The following is a 14,648-nucleotide window of genomic DNA, read 5'->3' on the forward strand; positions in this document are numbered from 1 at the left end:
GGTCGTTTTTCTTGTCTTGCACATTTCCCGGAGGCGGCGGATGCCGCGCCCATGGACTATTAATTGAGCTGCCCGGATTTCTCGATCAACCAGATGGAGGTGAGCGCGATGCTGATGCAGTGGATGTTGGCGGCTGTGCACTTGCTGGCGTTTGCCGGCGCTTTCGCGGCGGTGCTGGCCCGTGCCGCAGCCTTGGGGCGCCTGGTCCGTGGCGAGTCCAGCTACCGGTCGGTGTTGCTGGTCGACAATGCTTGGGGGCTGACCGCGCTGGTGCTGCTGGTGACCGGCTTGTTGCGGGCTTTCGGCGGTAACGGCAAGGGCATCGACTACTATCTGCAGCAGCCGTTGTTCCATCTGAAAATGGCCTTGTTCATCGGCATCCTGCTGCTGGAGGTTTTTCCCATGTTGACCCTGGTCCGCTGGCGTATCGCCCTGGCACGCGGGACGCAGCCGGATATCGCCCGGGCTTCTTCGTTCGTCCGGACCAGCCAGTTGCAGGCGCTGTTGCTGATGCTGCTGGTGGTCGCGGCCAGCGGTATGGCGCGGGGAGTAGGGCTGGCGCAGCTGTAGGCTGGAACTTTGTAATCAATGGTAAGCGCTACTGCATTGGCCTGGGCTTGGGAGTAGTCTCGCGGCTCGATCAATGAGCGATGGATGCCGCGATGACCCCAGGGTTTCAGATGAACAAGCTGGTCCCGGAACTGCTGGTCACGAACCTGGACCGCAGCCTGGAATTTTATTGCACCATCCTGGGTTTCAGGGTCGAGTACCAGCGACCGGAGTCCGGCTTTGCCTTTCTCGATTTCAACGGTGCCCAGCTGATGCTGGAGGAGGACGACCAGGAGTCATCTCCCTGGCGTGTAGAGCCCTTGGAGGCACCTTTCGGACGCGGGATGAACCTGTCGATCGAGTGCCCGGACATTCGCGTCTTGGCGCAGGCCCTGGCTCACGCCGGCATCATGCTGCGCCGGGATATCCAGGAGTGTTGGTATCGGCAAGATGATCGCCTTTGCGGACAGTCGAACCTGCTGGTGCTCGACCCGGATGGCTACCTGCTGCGTTTCACCCAGGCGCTGGGTTTCAGGCCGGCCTAGTCCTGGTCTGGGGCGACGCCTGCAGAGCGGGGCGTCGCGTATCGGGAGTCAGGGATGGAGTGTGAGTCGGGGAGGAGAGTCGTCAGTGATGAGGGGTGGTCTGGTGCCTGGAAGTCTGTGGTGCTTGCCGCCCTGTCGGGGCATGCAGCGGGGTTGCGGGAAAAAGCTCAAGGCGAACAAGGTATACGCCGCGCCAATCGTAGCGCGCGGGCCGAAGACTGATGCTCATGGGGCTCAAGGGGTTTCGCGTTTGTCCGGTGCGGTGAGGCCCGCCTGGATACGTTGGTAGATTTCTTCACGGTGGACCGCGACGTCTTTTGGCGCATTGATGCCGATGCGGACTTGCTGGCCGCTGACGCCGAGGATGGTGATCGTAATGTCGTCACCGATGTTGATGCTTTCACCGACTTTGCGGGTGAGTATCAGCATGATCTTCTCCTTGATAGCTTGGTAGGGCACCAGATTGAAACAGTGCAGAGGTCGGTCTTAGGTATAGATTAGTGCGAAGTTCCACTAAGTGGGTGCCTCTTTCTGACGCGCAGAAGATCTATAAATTCCCAAGGCGCAACTATACAGATGCAATAAAATTCATTCTTCCTGTTTCGGCTCGATTTTGTGACGAGGTCTCTCGAGCCTTGGGTGGTAAAATCGCCGAGTCAGATTTTCTAGGGGTAGGTTGTGCGCACGATAGCGATGATGTTAGCCGCATTGGCGGTAGTGGGTTTGGCCGGTTGTGGCGAAGGCAAGCGAGCCGAGGTGAGCAAGAATGTCGCGGCTGTGGAGCAGGGGCCGCCGGCGGTGGCCGCCACTTCTGCGCAATGGGATGTGCTGGTGGGTAGCGAGCTGCCCCAGGCGGTGAGCGACCTCACCGGCTGGTTGATCGAGCACGGGATCATCTCCAGCGTGGTGACGGTGGACGGCAAGCAGCGAGTGCTGGTCGGACCTTTTGCATCCCAGGCCGAAGCCGAGGCGAAGAAGACCGAAGTGGTCGAGAAGCTGGTCAAGGCGAAGAAGCGCGATATCGATGTCACGGTGATCGAGCATCAGAGCGCGCAGTAGGCCGGGTTTCCTTCCTGGAGTATCGCCCGCGTCCTGCGGGCGATTGCAGGTCAGCCGCAGGCCTTGAGGTTGACCGTTCCGACGAATTCGTTGCCGCGTCCCATCACGCACGCCACGCTCTGGTTGCGTTGGCGCTCCCAGTCCTGCACCGGATAGGTCTTGTTCCAGGCTTCGAAAAGTTGCCGGTCCTGCTTTGACAGGCGCAAGCCGTATTGCTTGCTCATATAGAAGTAGGTGCGGGCGATCATGCCGCGGATCGACGGCCTGGGCATGACCTTCTTGGCCTTGAAGTCCACCTGGGTCAGGCAGGAGCCGTATTGGCCTGACTGCTCCGGTAGCCAGCCGAAGCTGAAGTTGCTGCGATCGCCATTCACCTCACCGATGCTCGGTACCAGATTGTGCAGGTCGGCTTCGGCTCGCTGGTAGACGGTGTCGTTGCGCGAACAATTCTTGCGGCCGCCTTGCTGCCAGCACTGGCGCTGATGGCCGATCTGCCAGGCCGGCACTATGTGTTCCCACTCGATGCGCTCGGCGCGCTTGGCATTCTTGCGGGGTACGTAGCCACAGGCGGCCAGGTTCACTCGATTGCCCTTGTACTTGCAGCCGCAATAGAACTCGGTGGACTGGGGGGCGTAGAGTTTCCAGGCAACCTTCTTGGCCTCACTGAAAGTGCGGGGGGCGTCGGCCTGGACGGTGGAGCTAAGGAGCAACAGCAGTACAGCGAAACAACGAACGATCATCAGCTCAATCTTCCTTCGGTACGACCCAGAAAATCTGCACGCCACCATCGTCGCGATAGGCGAGGGTGACGTTGTCGTTTTCGGCGATCTCTTCCAGCAGGCGCTCCCATTCGTCCTGGGGTTCATCGGCGAGGCGGAAGATCAAGGCGGCTTTGGCTTTTTGAGCGGTAGGAGAGTTGATGATCTTTTGGATGCGTACACCCAGGCGTTCGTAGGAGCTGAGGGGTGTTTGGGATGAGGCCACGGAACAATCCTTATTAAGCTGTACGTGCATACAGTATTTAACTGTAGGGCATTTCGCAACTGCTTAAAATTCAAGAAGTTCCTCTGACAACGCTTTGCGCGTTTGTCTCATACATGCTGGAAATTTTTTAAGGCGGGACAAGAAGCAGCGTGATCTGGAATCAAGGACCACTCGCCCGGGCGGGCGAGTGGAGGCAAGCCTGCTCGACCGGGGCCGGTCGAGCAGCGGGAATCAGTATTCCCAGAACATGCGTTGCAGTTCCTTGCTGTCCTGGGTCTTGGTCAGGGCGACCATGGCCAGGATGCGGGCTTTCTGCGGGTTCAGGTCGTGAGCCACGACCCAGTCGTTCTTGTCGTCAGGCTGTTCGGCGTTACGCAGTACGAAACCACCAGCATTGACGTGGGAAGAACGGATGATCTGCACGCCGTTCTTGCGCAGTTCCTGCAGGGCCGGTACCACGCGGGAAGATACCGAGCCGTTGCCGGTGCCAGCGTGGATGATGGCCTTGGCGCCGCTCTGGGCCAGGGCCTTGTAGGCGGTGTCGCTGACGTTGCCGTAGCCGTAGGCGATTTCTACGTCAGGCAGGCTCTTGATGTTCTTGATGTCGAATTCCGAGTCCATGGTGTGGCGCTTGGCTGGCAGGCGGAACCAGTAGGACTTGCCTTCCACCACCATGCCCAGCGGGCCCCATGGGCTCTTGAAGGCTTCGGTCTTGATGTTGATCATCTTGCTGACGTCGCGACCGGACTGGATCTCGTCGTTCATGGTCACCAGTACGCCTTTGCCCCGGGAGCTTTTGTTGCCGGCCACGGATACGGCGTTGTACAGGTTGAGCATGCCGTCCGCGGACATGGCTGTGCCTGGGCGCATGGAGCCGACTACGACGATTGGCTTGTCGGTTTTTTCCACCAGGTTGAGGAAGTAGGCAGTCTCTTCCAGGGTGTCGGTACCGTGGGTGATGACGATACCGTCCACGTCCTTGCTGTCGGCCAGCTCGGCTACGCGGCGACCCAGTTGCAGCAGGTTTTCATTGGTGATGCTTTCCGAGGCGATCTGCATCACTTGCTCGCCACGTACGTTGGCCACTTGGCTCAACTCGGGGATGCCGGCGATCAGTTGTTCGATGCCGACCTTGGCTGCCTGGTAGGTGGCGCTGTTGGCCGCGCTGGCGCCGGCGCCGGCAATGGTGCCGCCGGTGGCGAGGATCACCACGTTGGAGAGCTTCTGTTGGGTTTCGGCTTCCTTGGCCTGCAGGGCTGCGGGCAGGAGCATGAGCAGGGCCAAAGCGCCCGGAACGAAGGTTTTGAAGGCAGATTTCATTGTTTTCTCTCTAGTAGTGAGACGGTGCTGGTGCAGGTTCATCTAGAAACACCTCGGCTGCAGATCTGTATGCGGCGGGGCATCGCGGGTTGAGCAGGATCTGTACCAGCGCTACCTTGGCCGGATAAGTATTTTAAGTTACTGATTTATATCAATTTTATTTCTGTTTTTGGCGGGCCTCGGCAGGCTTGTGTCCGGGTTTCCGAACGTTTCGGAGTATGGCGTTCGGCAATCCGAAAGCGACAGTCGTCAGCCGCAGGCGGGCTTTTCGCTCATGAATTAAAGATTGTTCTGACGCGGTCGATGAGTCTTTTAGGATTTTTTTAACCAGGAGTTCATATGTCGCTGTCAGTCGGATTTCCAGGGCCGGGGGCCATTCTGATCAATGGCAAGTCGCCCGCGACCATCAATGCGTTGAGCGATGCCAGTGCCGAGGGCGCTCCGGCAGCGCTGGGTACTGAAGACTCGGGTACTTTGCGCGTCGGCTCGACCAAGCAGGCGGAAAAAGCCGAGGGCGGCGATGCGGGCGGCGAGGGTGACAATCACAGCATCGTCGTCAAGATGCTGCTCAAGCGCATGCAGGAGCTGCAAGAGCAGCTCAAGCAGCAGCAACAGCAACTGGCCGCTGCCCAGGCCGCCAGCTATCCGACACCCGAGGCCAAGCAGACTGCGGTCATGGCCATCCAGGGGCAGGTAGCGCAAACCAACGCCGCACTGGCTGAAGTTTCGGGCAACCTGGTGCGCGAGCTGGCCAAGGAATCAGGCTCCTCCGGCAAGTTGGTGAATACCTCCGCTTGATCAGTATCCGCCCAGTGCCAAGCGCTGGGCGGCTGCTTCCTCTTGGCCATCGGCGCAGCTGTGCGCCGATGGCACCTTCGCGTAGTAATCAGCGTTGACAAACCCCGGTCGGGTTCGCATAGTTCGCCTTACGCAAACGTTTGCGCGGACTTCCGGCAAGGATAATCGACTATCTTTTCCGCACCTCCAGGCCGTTGAGCGATACCCGGCACCTGGTTGCGCATGTCATCCAAGCGTTGCCCACAATAATCATAAGATCGGAGTGAACCCATGAAGCTGCCCTTTGCTGGACGTCTGCTTGCCGCCGCTGTCCTGGCCGCCACCTGCTCAGCGCTTCCCCTCTCTTCGGCCTATGCCGATACCCCGCAGAAACCCAAGGTCGCCCTGGTCATGAAATCCCTGGCCAACGAGTTTTTCCTGACCATGGAAGACGGTGCCAAGGCCTACCAGAAAGAACACCCGTCCGACTTCGACCTGGTGTCCAACGGCATCAAGGATGAAACCGATACCGCCAACCAGATCCGCATCGTCGAGCAGATGATCGTCTCCAAGGTCAATGCCCTGGTGATCGCGCCCGCCGACTCCAAGGCGATGGTGCCGGTGATCAAGAAGGCAGTGGATGCCGGGATCACGGTGATCAACATCGACAACCAGCTCGACCCTGGCGTGCTCAAGAGCAAGAACATCAGCGTACCGTTCGTAGGTCCCGACAACCGCAAGGGCGCCCGCCTGGTGGGCGAGTACCTGGCCAAGCAGCTCAAGGCCGGGGACGAAGTGGCGATCATCGAAGGGGTCTCCACCACTACCAATGCCCAGCAGCGTACCGCTGGCTTCAAGGACGCCATGGAGGCCGCGCAGATCAAGGTGGTATCCCTGCAGTCCGGTGACTGGGAAATCGACGCGGGCAACCGTGTCGCCGCGGCGATGCTCAGCGAATACCCGAACCTCAAGGCGCTGCTGGCCGGTAACGACAGCATGGCCGTCGGCGCGGTATCCGCGGTGCGCGCAGCAGGCAAGGCCGGCAAGGTGCAGGTGGTCGGCTACGACAACATCAACGCTATCAAGCCGATGCTCAAGGATGGCCGGGTCCTGGCCACCGCCGACCAGTTCGCCGCCAAGCAGGCTGTGTTCGGCATCGAGGCTGCGCTGAAGATCCTCAAGGGCGAGAAGGTCGACAGCGGCGCCAACGGCGTGATCGAAACTCCGGTCGAACTGGTCACCAAGTAGTCCTCCCGGCGGTACAACGGCGCCCATCCGGCGGATGGGCGCATGGAGAGTCTTTATGTCTGTTTCCGCTGCGAACGCTGTCCTTTCGGTCAGCGCTATCGGCAAGACCTATGCGCAACCGGTACTGACCGGCATCGACCTGACGCTGCTGCGTGGTGAAGTGCTGGCGCTGACCGGCGAGAACGGCGCCGGCAAGAGCACCCTGTCGAAGATCATCGGTGGCCTGGTCAGCCCCACCACCGGCCATATGCGTTTCAATGGCCAGGATTATCGTCCGGGCAGTCGTACCCAGGCCGAGGAACTGGGCATCCGCATGGTCATGCAGGAGCTCAACCTGCTGCCGACCCTGTCGGTAGCCGAGAACCTGTTCCTCCACAACTTGCCCAGCCAGGGTGGCTGGATCAGTCGCAAGCAACTGCGCAAGGCGGCGATCGAGGCCATGGCCCAGGTCGGCCTCGACGCCATCGATCCCGACACCCTGGTGGGTGAACTGGGGATCGGCCACCAGCAGATGGTGGAGATCGCTCGCAACCTGATTGGCGACTGCCATGTGCTGATCCTCGATGAGCCGACTGCGATGCTCACCGCCCGGGAGGTGGAAATGCTCTTCGAGCAGATCACCCGGCTGCAGGCCCGTGGCGTATCGATCATCTATATCTCCCATCGCCTGGAAGAGCTGGCCCGGGTGGCCCAGCGCATCGCCGTGCTGCGCGACGGTTGCCTGGTCTGTGTCGAGCCGATGGCCGATTACAACAGCGAGCAGCTGGTGAACCTGATGGTGGGGCGCGAGCTGGGCGAACATATCGACCTGGGTGAGCGCAACATCGGCGCGCCGGCACTCACCGTCAGCCACCTCAGTCGTGCGGACAAGGTCCGCGATGTGTCCTTCCAGGTGCGCAGCGGCGAGATCTTCGGTATCTCCGGATTGATCGGGGCAGGGCGCACCGAGTTGTTGCGCCTGATCTTCGGCGCCGACGTCGCCGACAGCGGCAGCATTGCCCTGGGCGCTCCGGCGCGGACGGTGAGCATCCGCTCCCCGGTGGACGCGGTGGCCAACGGCATTGCCCTGATCACCGAGGATCGCAAGGGCGAGGGCCTGCTACTGACCCAGTCCATCAGCGCGAATATCGCCCTGGGCAACATGCCGGCGATTTCCAGTGGCGGCCTGGTCAAGGCCGAGGATGAAGAACAGCTGGCGCGCCGGCAGATCGATGCGATGCGGATCCGCAGTTCCAGTCCGGCGCAGTTGGTGTCCGAACTCTCCGGCGGCAACCAGCAGAAAGTGGTGATCGGCCGTTGGCTTGAGCGCGACTGTTCGGTGCTGCTGTTCGATGAGCCGACCCGGGGGATCGACGTCGGTGCCAAGTTCGATATCTATGGTTTGCTGGGTGAGCTGACGCGCCAGGGCAAGGCCCTGGTGGTGGTTTCCAGTGACCTGCGGGAGCTGATGCTGATTTGCGATCGCATCGGCGTGCTGTCGGCCGGGCGTCTGATCGACACCTTCGAGCGTGACAGCTGGACCCAGGATGAATTGCTTGCCGCCGCGTTCGCCGGCTATCAAAAACGAGATGCGTTGCTCAATGAAGCGGCGCCTAGGAATGCATCATGAAAACTGCACCTGCAAGCGGCAAGCGCGGCGGCCAATATTATGGCCTCGGTACCTACCTGGGGCTGGCGGGGGCCCTGCTGGGGATGATCGTCCTGTTCTCCGTGCTCAGCAGCCATTTCCTGTCCTACGACACCTTCAGCACCCTGGCCAACCAGATTCCGGACCTGATGGTGCTGGCGGTGGGCATGACCTTCGTCCTGATCATCGGTGGCATCGACCTGTCCGTCGGTTCGGTGCTGGCTCTGGCGGCCTCCGCCGTCAGCGTGGCGATCCTCGGCTGGGGCTGGAGCGTGGTGCCGGCGGCCTTGCTGGGCATGGCCGCTGCCGCGCTGGCCGGCACCATCACCGGCTCGATCACCGTGGCCTGGCGCATCCCGTCGTTCATCGTGTCCCTGGGCGTGCTGGAAATGGCCCGGGGCGTGGCGTATCAGATGACCGGTTCGCGCACGGCCTATATCGGCGATGCCTTCGCCTGGCTGTCGAATCCGATTGCCTTTGGCATTTCGCCGTCGTTTATCATTGCCCTGCTGATCATCTTCCTGGCCCAGGCGGTGCTGACCCGTACCGTGTTCGGCCGCTACCTGATCGGCATCGGCACCAACGAAGAGGCAGTGCGCCTGGCGGGAATCAATCCCAAGCCCTACAAGATCCTCGTGTTCAGCCTGATGGGGCTGCTGGCGGGCATCGCCGCGCTGTTCCAGATTTCCCGCCTTGAGGCGGCTGACCCGAACGCAGGCTCCGGCCTGGAGCTGCAGGTCATCGCTGCGGTGGTGATCGGCGGCACCAGCCTGATGGGTGGACGCGGCTCGGTGATCAGCACCTTCTTCGGCGTCCTGATCATTTCCGTGCTGGCTGCAGGTCTTGCGCAAATCGGCGCAACCGAACCGACCAAGCGCATCATCACCGGCGCGGTCATTGTGATTGCCGTGGTGCTCGATACCTATCGCAGCCAGCGCGCCAACCGGCGGGTTTGATTCATGGCAACAATCAAGGATGTGGCGGCGCTGGCGGGAATTTCCTATACCACGGTGTCCCATGTACTGAACAAGACACGGCCGGTCAGCGAAGAAGTGCGACTCAAGGTCGAAGCGGCGATCCAGCGCCTGGACTACGTGCCCAGCGCGGTGGCTCGTTCGCTCAAGGCCAAGACCACCGCCACCATCGGTTTGCTGGTGCCCAACAGTCTCAATCCGTACTTCGCCGAATTGGCGCGGGGTATCGAGGATTACTGCGAGCGCAACGGCTATTGCGTGATCCTCTGCAACTCCGACGACGATCCGGACAAGCAGCGCAACTACCTGCGGGTGCTGCTGGAGAAACGCATCGACGGGCTGATCGTGACCTCCGTCGGTGGCGACAGCGGCTTGGCCCAAGGGCTGGTTGGGGTGCGTACGCCCATGGTGATCGTCGACCGTGGCCTGGAGGGCGTGGATGCCGACCTGGTGCGCATCGACCACCAGTACGGTGCCTACCTGGCGACCCGGCATTTGCTGGAGCTGGGGCATCGCGACATCGCCTGTGTAGGCGGCCCGGCCAATACCAGCGTGACCCAGATGCGCCTGGCGGGCTTTCACCAGGCGTTGCGCGAGGCGGGAGTCGAGGTGCCGGCACAACGCATCCTGGAGAGCGACTTCAGCAGCACCGGGGGTTACTTGGCGGCGGCGCAACTGCTGGACGGGAATCCGCCGAGCGCGATCTTCGCTACCAACGACATGATGGGCATCGGCGTGTTGCGTGCTGCGGCGGAGCGCAATATCCGCGTGCCCGGCGAGCTGTCGGTAATCGGTTTCGACGACATCTTGTTGAGCCGTTATGTCTATCCGGCGCTGACCACTGTGGGCCAGTCGATCCTGCAGTTGGGCGAGACCGCGGCGGAGCTGTTGCTGCGCCGTATCGCCACGCGGGACCTGCCGCTGGACCAGCGCATCGTCACGCCGAGCATCGTCTTGCGGGAATCGACCGCGCCCGTTGCTGGCGCGTTTGTGCAATACCGCTGAACCTTATTGATTGAGTATCGATGTATGCCAGCAAAAGTAGTGGTAGTGGGTAGCCTCAACATGGACCTGGTGACCCGGGCCGAGCGCCTGCCTCGGGGTGGCGAGACGCTGGCGGGCAAGTCCTTTGCCACGGTGTCCGGCGGCAAGGGTGCCAACCAGGCGGTGGCGGCAGCCAGGCTGGGTGCGGAAGTAGCCATGGTCGGCTGCGTTGGCGACGATGCCTATGGCGTGCAGTTGCGTGATGCGTTGCTCGCCGAGGGCATCGATTGCCAGGCCGTGAGCGTGGTCGAGGGTTCCAGTGGCGTGGCCCTGATCGTGGTGGATGACAGCAGCCAGAACGCCATCGTCATCGTTGCCGGTGGCAACGGCCAACTTGTGCCCGAGAAAGTAGCGGCCGTGGACGCGGTATTGCAGCAGGCCGAGGTGATCATTTGCCAGCTCGAGGTGCCACTGGCCACGGTGGGCTACAGCCTCCAGCGTGGTCGTGAGCTGGGCAAGACGGTGATTCTCAATCCGGCGCCAGCCAGTGGACCTTTGCCGGAGCAGTGGTACGCCTCGATCGACTACCTGATTCCCAACGAAAGCGAGGCCGGCGCACTCAGCGGCGTGGTCGTCGATTCGCTGGAAAGCGCCGAGCAGGCGGCCAACCGCTTGCTCGCCGCTGGTGCCGGCAAGGTCATCATCACCTTGGGTGCCCAGGGTTCATTGTTCGCCGATGGCAGCCGCTTCGAGCATTTCCCGGCGCCCAAGGTGCAGGCCCTCGATACCACGGCGGCGGGGGACACCTTCGTCGGTGGCTTCGCTGCCGCGTTGGCGGCCGGCAAGAGCGAGGCCGAGGCCATCCGTTTCGGCCAGGTGGCGGCGGCCCTGTCGGTGACTCGTGCCGGCGCTCAGCCTTCCATTCCCACTCAGTCCGACGTTCAGGCGTTCATTCCCTCATGAAAAAGACCCCTTTGCTCAACATCGCCCTGTCGCGCCTCATCGCTTCCCTGGGGCATGGCGATATCGTGGTGATCGGCGATGCCGGTTTGCCGGTGCCGCCCGGAGTCGAGTTGATCGATCTGGCGCTGACCCATGGCGTTCCCGACTTTCTCGCTACCCTCAAGGTGCTGCTCAGCGAGATGCAGGTGGAGCGCCACGTGCTGGCCGAGGAGATCCTGCTCAAGCGGCCGACGCCGCTACCGGCCCTCGACGCCTTGGCCGCGGCCGGCGAGCTGGGGCAGCGCCAGCTCCTGAGTCATGAAGAGTTCAAGGTGCTCAGCCGCCAGGCCCGTGCCGTGGTCCGCACCGGTGAATGCCAGCCGTACTGCAACATCGCCCTGATCGCCGGAGTGACTTTCTAGTTCGCCAACCGGTTTTTCCCACTTTGCACAAGGAGTGCGCTATGCGCCGCTATGCTCAGCTGTTCCACCACTGGTTCCGGAGTCTACTGCTCTTGTCTCTACTCACTGCTACCGGCGCCCAGGCGGCGGAGAAGATCGATCTGATCATCGATACCGACCCGGGGGCCGACGATGTGGTGGCCTTGTTGTTCGCCCTGGCGTCGCCCGAGGAACTGCATGTTCGCGCCTTGACCACCGTGGCCGGCAACGTGCGCCTGGACAAGACCTCGCGCAATGCGCGCCTGGCGCGTGAGTGGGCCGGGCGCGAGGAGGTTCCGGTGTACGCTGGTGCCCCTGCGCCTTTGCTGCGCACGCCCATCTATGCCGAAAACATCCATGGCAAGGAAGGTATCTCCGGGGTCACGGTGCATGAGCCCAAGGCTCCCCTGGCCAAGGGCAGTGCGATCAACTACCTGATCGACACGCTGCGGGCGGCCAAGCCCCACAGCATCACCATCGCCATGCTCGGTCCTCAGACCAACCTGGCGCTGGCGTTGATCCAGGCTCCCGACATCACCCAGGGCATCAAGGAGGTGGTGGTCATGGGTGGTGCGCACTTCAACGGTGGCAATATCACTCCGGTGGCGGAGTTCAACCTGTACGCCGATCCCCAGGCTGCCGAAGTGGTGCTCAAGAGTGGCGTCAAGCTGACCTACCTGCCGCTGGATGTCACCCACAAGATCCTCACCAGCGATGCGCGCCTGCAGAAGATCGCGGCGTTGAACAACAATGCCAGCAAGGTGGTGGGCGATATTCTCAACGAGTACGTCAAGGGCGATATGGAGCACTACGGCATTCCAGGTGGTCCGGTGCACGATGCGACCGTGATCGCCTACCTGCTCAAGCCTGAGCTGTTCACCGGGCGCCAGGCCAACATGGTCGTCGACAGTCGCGAAGGGCCTACCTTCGGCCAGACCATCGTGGACTGGTATGACGGCCTGAAGCAGCCGAAGAATGTGTTCTGGGTCGAGAACGGCAACGCCCAGGGCTTTTTCGATCTGCTCACCGAGCGCCTGGCTCGCCTGAAATAAGCATCGCCCCCGCAGGCGCCTGCCTGCGGGGTTCTACTCCCGGCGGCTTGTCGGGTACTTCTCGAATACCTGGTTCATGAACGCCTGGGCCGACTCCGCCCCCAGCTCCCTGACCAACAGGTCGACGCCGATGATCGCCAGTTCTTCCGGGCTTGCGGGGCTATAGGAGCATTGGCCTTGGGGCCATCTGGCCTTGATGTCGGCGTCGATGTTGACGATGGGCATGACGGTCTCGCTGGTTCTGTGGAAGTGGGCTGGCAAGGTCGCAGAGTTAAGCATGTCGCCCTGGTTTACGCACTGCGACTTAGGCATCAGGCGAGGGGTGTGCGACACTGCGGCTTTTCCGCGTTCAAGGAAGCCTGTGTGCAAATCGATCTGAACCAGCCTGATGCCCTGACTCCGCAAACGGTGCGCCAATTGCTGGCTTCGGCCAGCGACAAGGTCCACACCCAGTTGCGTGTGAGCAAGAGCGGTATCGCCTATATTTCCTCGGGAGTGGTGGGCGGGGCTCAGATCGATAACGTGCTGTTTCGCCTGGAGACCTGGGCTGCTGGCTCCGGTTACGTAGGGGAGGTGGCCGCTAGCGATGAGGCCTGGGTGATGCAGGTTCTCAATGCGCTCAAGCAGAACTGGCCGAAGCCGGCATTCGACTACATCGATATCTACTGAGCGTCATTCATATTCAGTGACGATTGTCCGCTGAAACCGGCAGGTTGGCTGAGGCAGACTTGCCCGCCCCGTTCCATGGGGCAAAATGCCATTTCGTTTTGCAACCAAACTCGAAATCGACTGTCGCACGATCTCTGTATATTTTTGAAAAAGGAGGCTTCATGCCTTGGAAGTTCGCTTCATTCGCAACCTTGTTGGCCGTCGCAGTCCTGGGTGGCTGCAGTACCGGCGGGTCGACCAAGGAACCCGTGGCCGCCGCCGAGGCTGGGCATACTCGTTGTGAAGCAACCGCCGCCGAATTCGCCATCGGCAAGAAGGCCTCTGCGGAGCTGCTCGAGCAAGCCCGAACCCGCGCTGGTGCGCAGTACGCGCGCTTCCTCAAGCCCAACGACATGATTACGCTGGAGTACCGCTCCGATCGCCTGAACCTCAATACCGACGCCGATCTGGTGGTCACTCGGGTCAATTGCGGTTAAGGCTGCAGGTTTACCCGCCCACAAAAAACCCCGTCACATGGACGGGGTTTTTTTAGCTCGCTGAGAAATTACTCAGGACGAACTTGTGCAGCTTGCATACCCTTTTGGCCTTTCTCAGCCACGAAGGAAACGGTCTGGCCTTCTTTCAGGCTTTTGAAACCGTCGGATTCGATAGCTTTGAAGTGTACGAACAGGTCGTCACCGCCACCTTGAGGAGTGATGAAACCGAAGCCTTTTTCATCGTTGAACCATTTTACGGTGCCGGTTTGGCGATTAGACATGGTGTATCTCCAAGAAACATATATTTTCAGTAGTGCTGTGTTGCTCAGGCCAACTGGGCACACCGGGCTATCATAGTCGAAATGTTCGGCTTGGGAGCCCCCTGCAGAGGCTGTTTACCTGGTGCTTTGGTGAGTTTTTCTGCTTGGATTGGCTGCAGGCCCCGGTTTAAGGGGCTCCCGTGGGAAAACAAGCGGTGATAAAAAAACCGTAAAAGCTGCATTTCAGTGCAGGAAGGCCGCGTTTCAGCCTGCTTGGCTAGCGTCGATGCGGCCGTTCTCGCTCCTGGCAGTGTCGGGTTACTTGGTCACCCGGCACGCGGCAATGGCATCGAGTGCCCTGGTGCGCAGGTCGGCACTGGGTTGCTTGGTCTTGCTCATCAGCTCCTTGATTTCCTCGGTAGTGAACTTTTCATTCAGCTTTTCGGCACCACAGGCGCAATGCTGCTCGGCGCTTTTGGCATCGATGCTCTGGCTGGCTGCTGCGGTGCAGTCCTTCATGTAGTCCGCACGGGCACCGGCTGGCCAGGCGGCCTGGGCGCTCAGGGGCAGCAGCAGGGCGAACGGAGCGGCTAGGGCAAGCAGGTTAGTGAGGCGCATGGGTCGATTTCTCCTGAAGTCGGTAGCAAAGACGACGATTCTCGGGGTATTTGAGGGCTGGCGTACATGCCAAGTTCACTTTCTTCAATAAAAGACCGGAAACTGCAAATTGCGAAGTTTGCCG

20 protein-coding genes are annotated in these 14,648 nt (G+C 61.1%); 13 read left to right on the top strand and 7 right to left on the bottom strand.

Translation table 11 applies throughout. The annotated features are described in order from the left end of the window. Window positions 1-108 precede the first annotated feature (108 nt). A complete protein-coding gene (locus GDH07_RS08755) occupies window positions 109-570 on the top strand; it encodes a DUF2214 family protein (protein ID WP_152897374.1) in 462 nt (153 codons plus the stop codon). 92 nt (window positions 571-662) lie between these two features. Continuing rightward, window positions 663-1,094, top strand: a complete 432-nt coding sequence (locus tag GDH07_RS08760) for a bleomycin resistance protein (protein ID WP_152897146.1) — start codon at window positions 663-665, stop codon at window positions 1,092-1,094. A 234-nt stretch (window positions 1,095-1,328) separates the two neighbouring features. On the opposite strand, the gene csrA is transcribed toward GDH07_RS08760, so the two are convergent. Beyond that, the gene (gene csrA / locus GDH07_RS08765; RefSeq protein WP_007920550.1) at window positions 1,329-1,523 is read right to left on the bottom strand and encodes a carbon storage regulator CsrA; all 195 of its coding nucleotides are present in this window, start codon (window positions 1,521-1,523) and stop codon (window positions 1,329-1,331) included. Between the two features lie 267 nt (window positions 1,524-1,790). Here csrA and GDH07_RS08770 point away from each other — a divergent pair, with 267 nt between their 5' ends. Further along, complete coding sequence (locus GDH07_RS08770; RefSeq protein WP_425502100.1) at window positions 1,791-2,153, top strand: SPOR domain-containing protein; 363 nt, start codon at window positions 1,791-1,793, stop codon at window positions 2,151-2,153. A gap of 50 nt (window positions 2,154-2,203) precedes the next feature. On the opposite strand, the gene GDH07_RS08775 is transcribed toward GDH07_RS08770, so the two are convergent. From GDH07_RS08775 to GDH07_RS08785, 3 genes are all read right to left on the bottom strand, one after another. After that, on the bottom strand, window positions 2,204-2,893 hold the full coding sequence (locus GDH07_RS08775; protein ID WP_152897148.1) for an endonuclease: 690 nt from the start codon (window positions 2,891-2,893) through the stop codon (window positions 2,204-2,206). A 4-nt stretch (window positions 2,894-2,897) separates the two neighbouring features. Further along, the gene (locus tag GDH07_RS08780; RefSeq protein ID WP_053138153.1) at window positions 2,898-3,167 is read right to left on the bottom strand and encodes a DUF1654 domain-containing protein; all 270 of its coding nucleotides are present in this window, start codon (window positions 3,165-3,167) and stop codon (window positions 2,898-2,900) included. 201 nt (window positions 3,168-3,368) lie between these two features. Continuing rightward, on the bottom strand, window positions 3,369-4,457 hold the full coding sequence (locus GDH07_RS08785; protein ID WP_053138156.1) for an asparaginase: 1,089 nt from the start codon (window positions 4,455-4,457) through the stop codon (window positions 3,369-3,371). Window positions 4,458-4,796: 339 nt separating this feature from the next. Here GDH07_RS08785 and GDH07_RS08790 point away from each other — a divergent pair, with 339 nt between their 5' ends. The 8 genes from GDH07_RS08790 to GDH07_RS08825 all read left to right on the top strand — a co-directional run bounded on the left by GDH07_RS08790 (window position 4,797) and on the right by GDH07_RS08825 (window position 12,501). Further along, the gene (locus GDH07_RS08790) at window positions 4,797-5,255 is read left to right on the top strand and encodes a hypothetical protein (protein WP_152897149.1); all 459 of its coding nucleotides are present in this window, start codon (window positions 4,797-4,799) and stop codon (window positions 5,253-5,255) included. A 270-nt stretch (window positions 5,256-5,525) separates the two neighbouring features. Continuing rightward, window positions 5,526-6,482 carry a sugar ABC transporter substrate-binding protein gene (locus GDH07_RS08795; protein ID WP_022643528.1) on the top strand — a complete coding sequence of 319 codons (957 nt, stop codon included), beginning with the start codon at window positions 5,526-5,528 and terminating at the stop codon, window positions 6,480-6,482. Window positions 6,483-6,537: 55 nt separating this feature from the next. Then, on the top strand, window positions 6,538-8,091 hold the full coding sequence (locus GDH07_RS08800; RefSeq protein WP_103326118.1) for a sugar ABC transporter ATP-binding protein: 1,554 nt from the start codon (window positions 6,538-6,540) through the stop codon (window positions 8,089-8,091). After that, window positions 8,088-9,065: an ABC transporter permease gene (locus GDH07_RS08805; protein WP_022643530.1), complete on the top strand. Its 978-nt coding sequence runs from the start codon at window positions 8,088-8,090 to the stop codon at window positions 9,063-9,065. The genes GDH07_RS08800 and GDH07_RS08805 overlap by 4 nt, the downstream gene beginning before the upstream one ends. 3 nt (window positions 9,066-9,068) lie before the next feature. Continuing rightward, on the top strand, window positions 9,069-10,088 hold the full coding sequence (locus GDH07_RS08810; protein WP_152897150.1) for a LacI family DNA-binding transcriptional regulator: 1,020 nt from the start codon (window positions 9,069-9,071) through the stop codon (window positions 10,086-10,088). Between the two features lie 24 nt (window positions 10,089-10,112). Next, window positions 10,113-11,030, top strand: a complete 918-nt coding sequence (gene rbsK / locus GDH07_RS08815; RefSeq protein WP_053138166.1) for a ribokinase — start codon at window positions 10,113-10,115, stop codon at window positions 11,028-11,030. Beyond that, window positions 11,027-11,431 (top strand): D-ribose pyranase, encoded by a 405-nt coding sequence (gene rbsD / locus GDH07_RS08820; RefSeq protein ID WP_022643533.1) that lies wholly within the window; start codon window positions 11,027-11,029, stop codon window positions 11,429-11,431. Before rbsK ends, rbsD begins: the two co-directional genes overlap by 4 nt. A gap of 41 nt (window positions 11,432-11,472) precedes the next feature. Next, on the top strand, window positions 11,473-12,501 hold the full coding sequence (locus tag GDH07_RS08825; RefSeq protein ID WP_022643534.1) for a nucleoside hydrolase: 1,029 nt from the start codon (window positions 11,473-11,475) through the stop codon (window positions 12,499-12,501). Window positions 12,502-12,534: 33 nt separating this feature from the next. On the opposite strand, the gene GDH07_RS08830 is transcribed toward GDH07_RS08825, so the two are convergent. Then, entirely contained in the window at window positions 12,535-12,726 is a 192-nt protein-coding gene (locus tag GDH07_RS08830) for a hypothetical protein (RefSeq protein WP_031321411.1), read from the bottom strand. Between the two features lie 138 nt (window positions 12,727-12,864). On the opposite strand from GDH07_RS08830, the gene GDH07_RS08835 reads away from it, so the two are divergent. Together GDH07_RS08835 and GDH07_RS08840 are read left to right on the top strand one after the other, a co-directional pair. Next, window positions 12,865-13,170 carry a hypothetical protein gene (locus tag GDH07_RS08835; RefSeq protein ID WP_343038198.1) on the top strand — a complete coding sequence of 102 codons (306 nt, stop codon included), beginning with the start codon at window positions 12,865-12,867 and terminating at the stop codon, window positions 13,168-13,170. A gap of 161 nt (window positions 13,171-13,331) precedes the next feature. Then, window positions 13,332-13,646 (top strand): I78 family peptidase inhibitor, encoded by a 315-nt coding sequence (locus GDH07_RS08840; RefSeq protein ID WP_022643537.1) that lies wholly within the window; start codon window positions 13,332-13,334, stop codon window positions 13,644-13,646. Window positions 13,647-13,714: 68 nt separating this feature from the next. On the opposite strand, the gene GDH07_RS08845 is transcribed toward GDH07_RS08840, so the two are convergent. Together GDH07_RS08845 and GDH07_RS08850 are read right to left on the bottom strand one after the other, a co-directional pair. Further along, window positions 13,715-13,927 carry a cold-shock protein gene (locus tag GDH07_RS08845; RefSeq protein WP_003179963.1) on the bottom strand — a complete coding sequence of 71 codons (213 nt, stop codon included), beginning with the start codon at window positions 13,925-13,927 and terminating at the stop codon, window positions 13,715-13,717. A 297-nt stretch (window positions 13,928-14,224) separates the two neighbouring features. Beyond that, entirely contained in the window at window positions 14,225-14,524 is a 300-nt protein-coding gene (locus GDH07_RS08850) for a hypothetical protein (protein WP_085599449.1), read from the bottom strand. Between the last annotated feature and the right edge of the window lie 124 nt (window positions 14,525-14,648).

Source organism: Pseudomonas piscis, from assembly GCF_009380155.1.
Taxonomy (GTDB): Bacteria; Pseudomonadota; Gammaproteobacteria; order Pseudomonadales; family Pseudomonadaceae; genus Aquipseudomonas; species Aquipseudomonas piscis.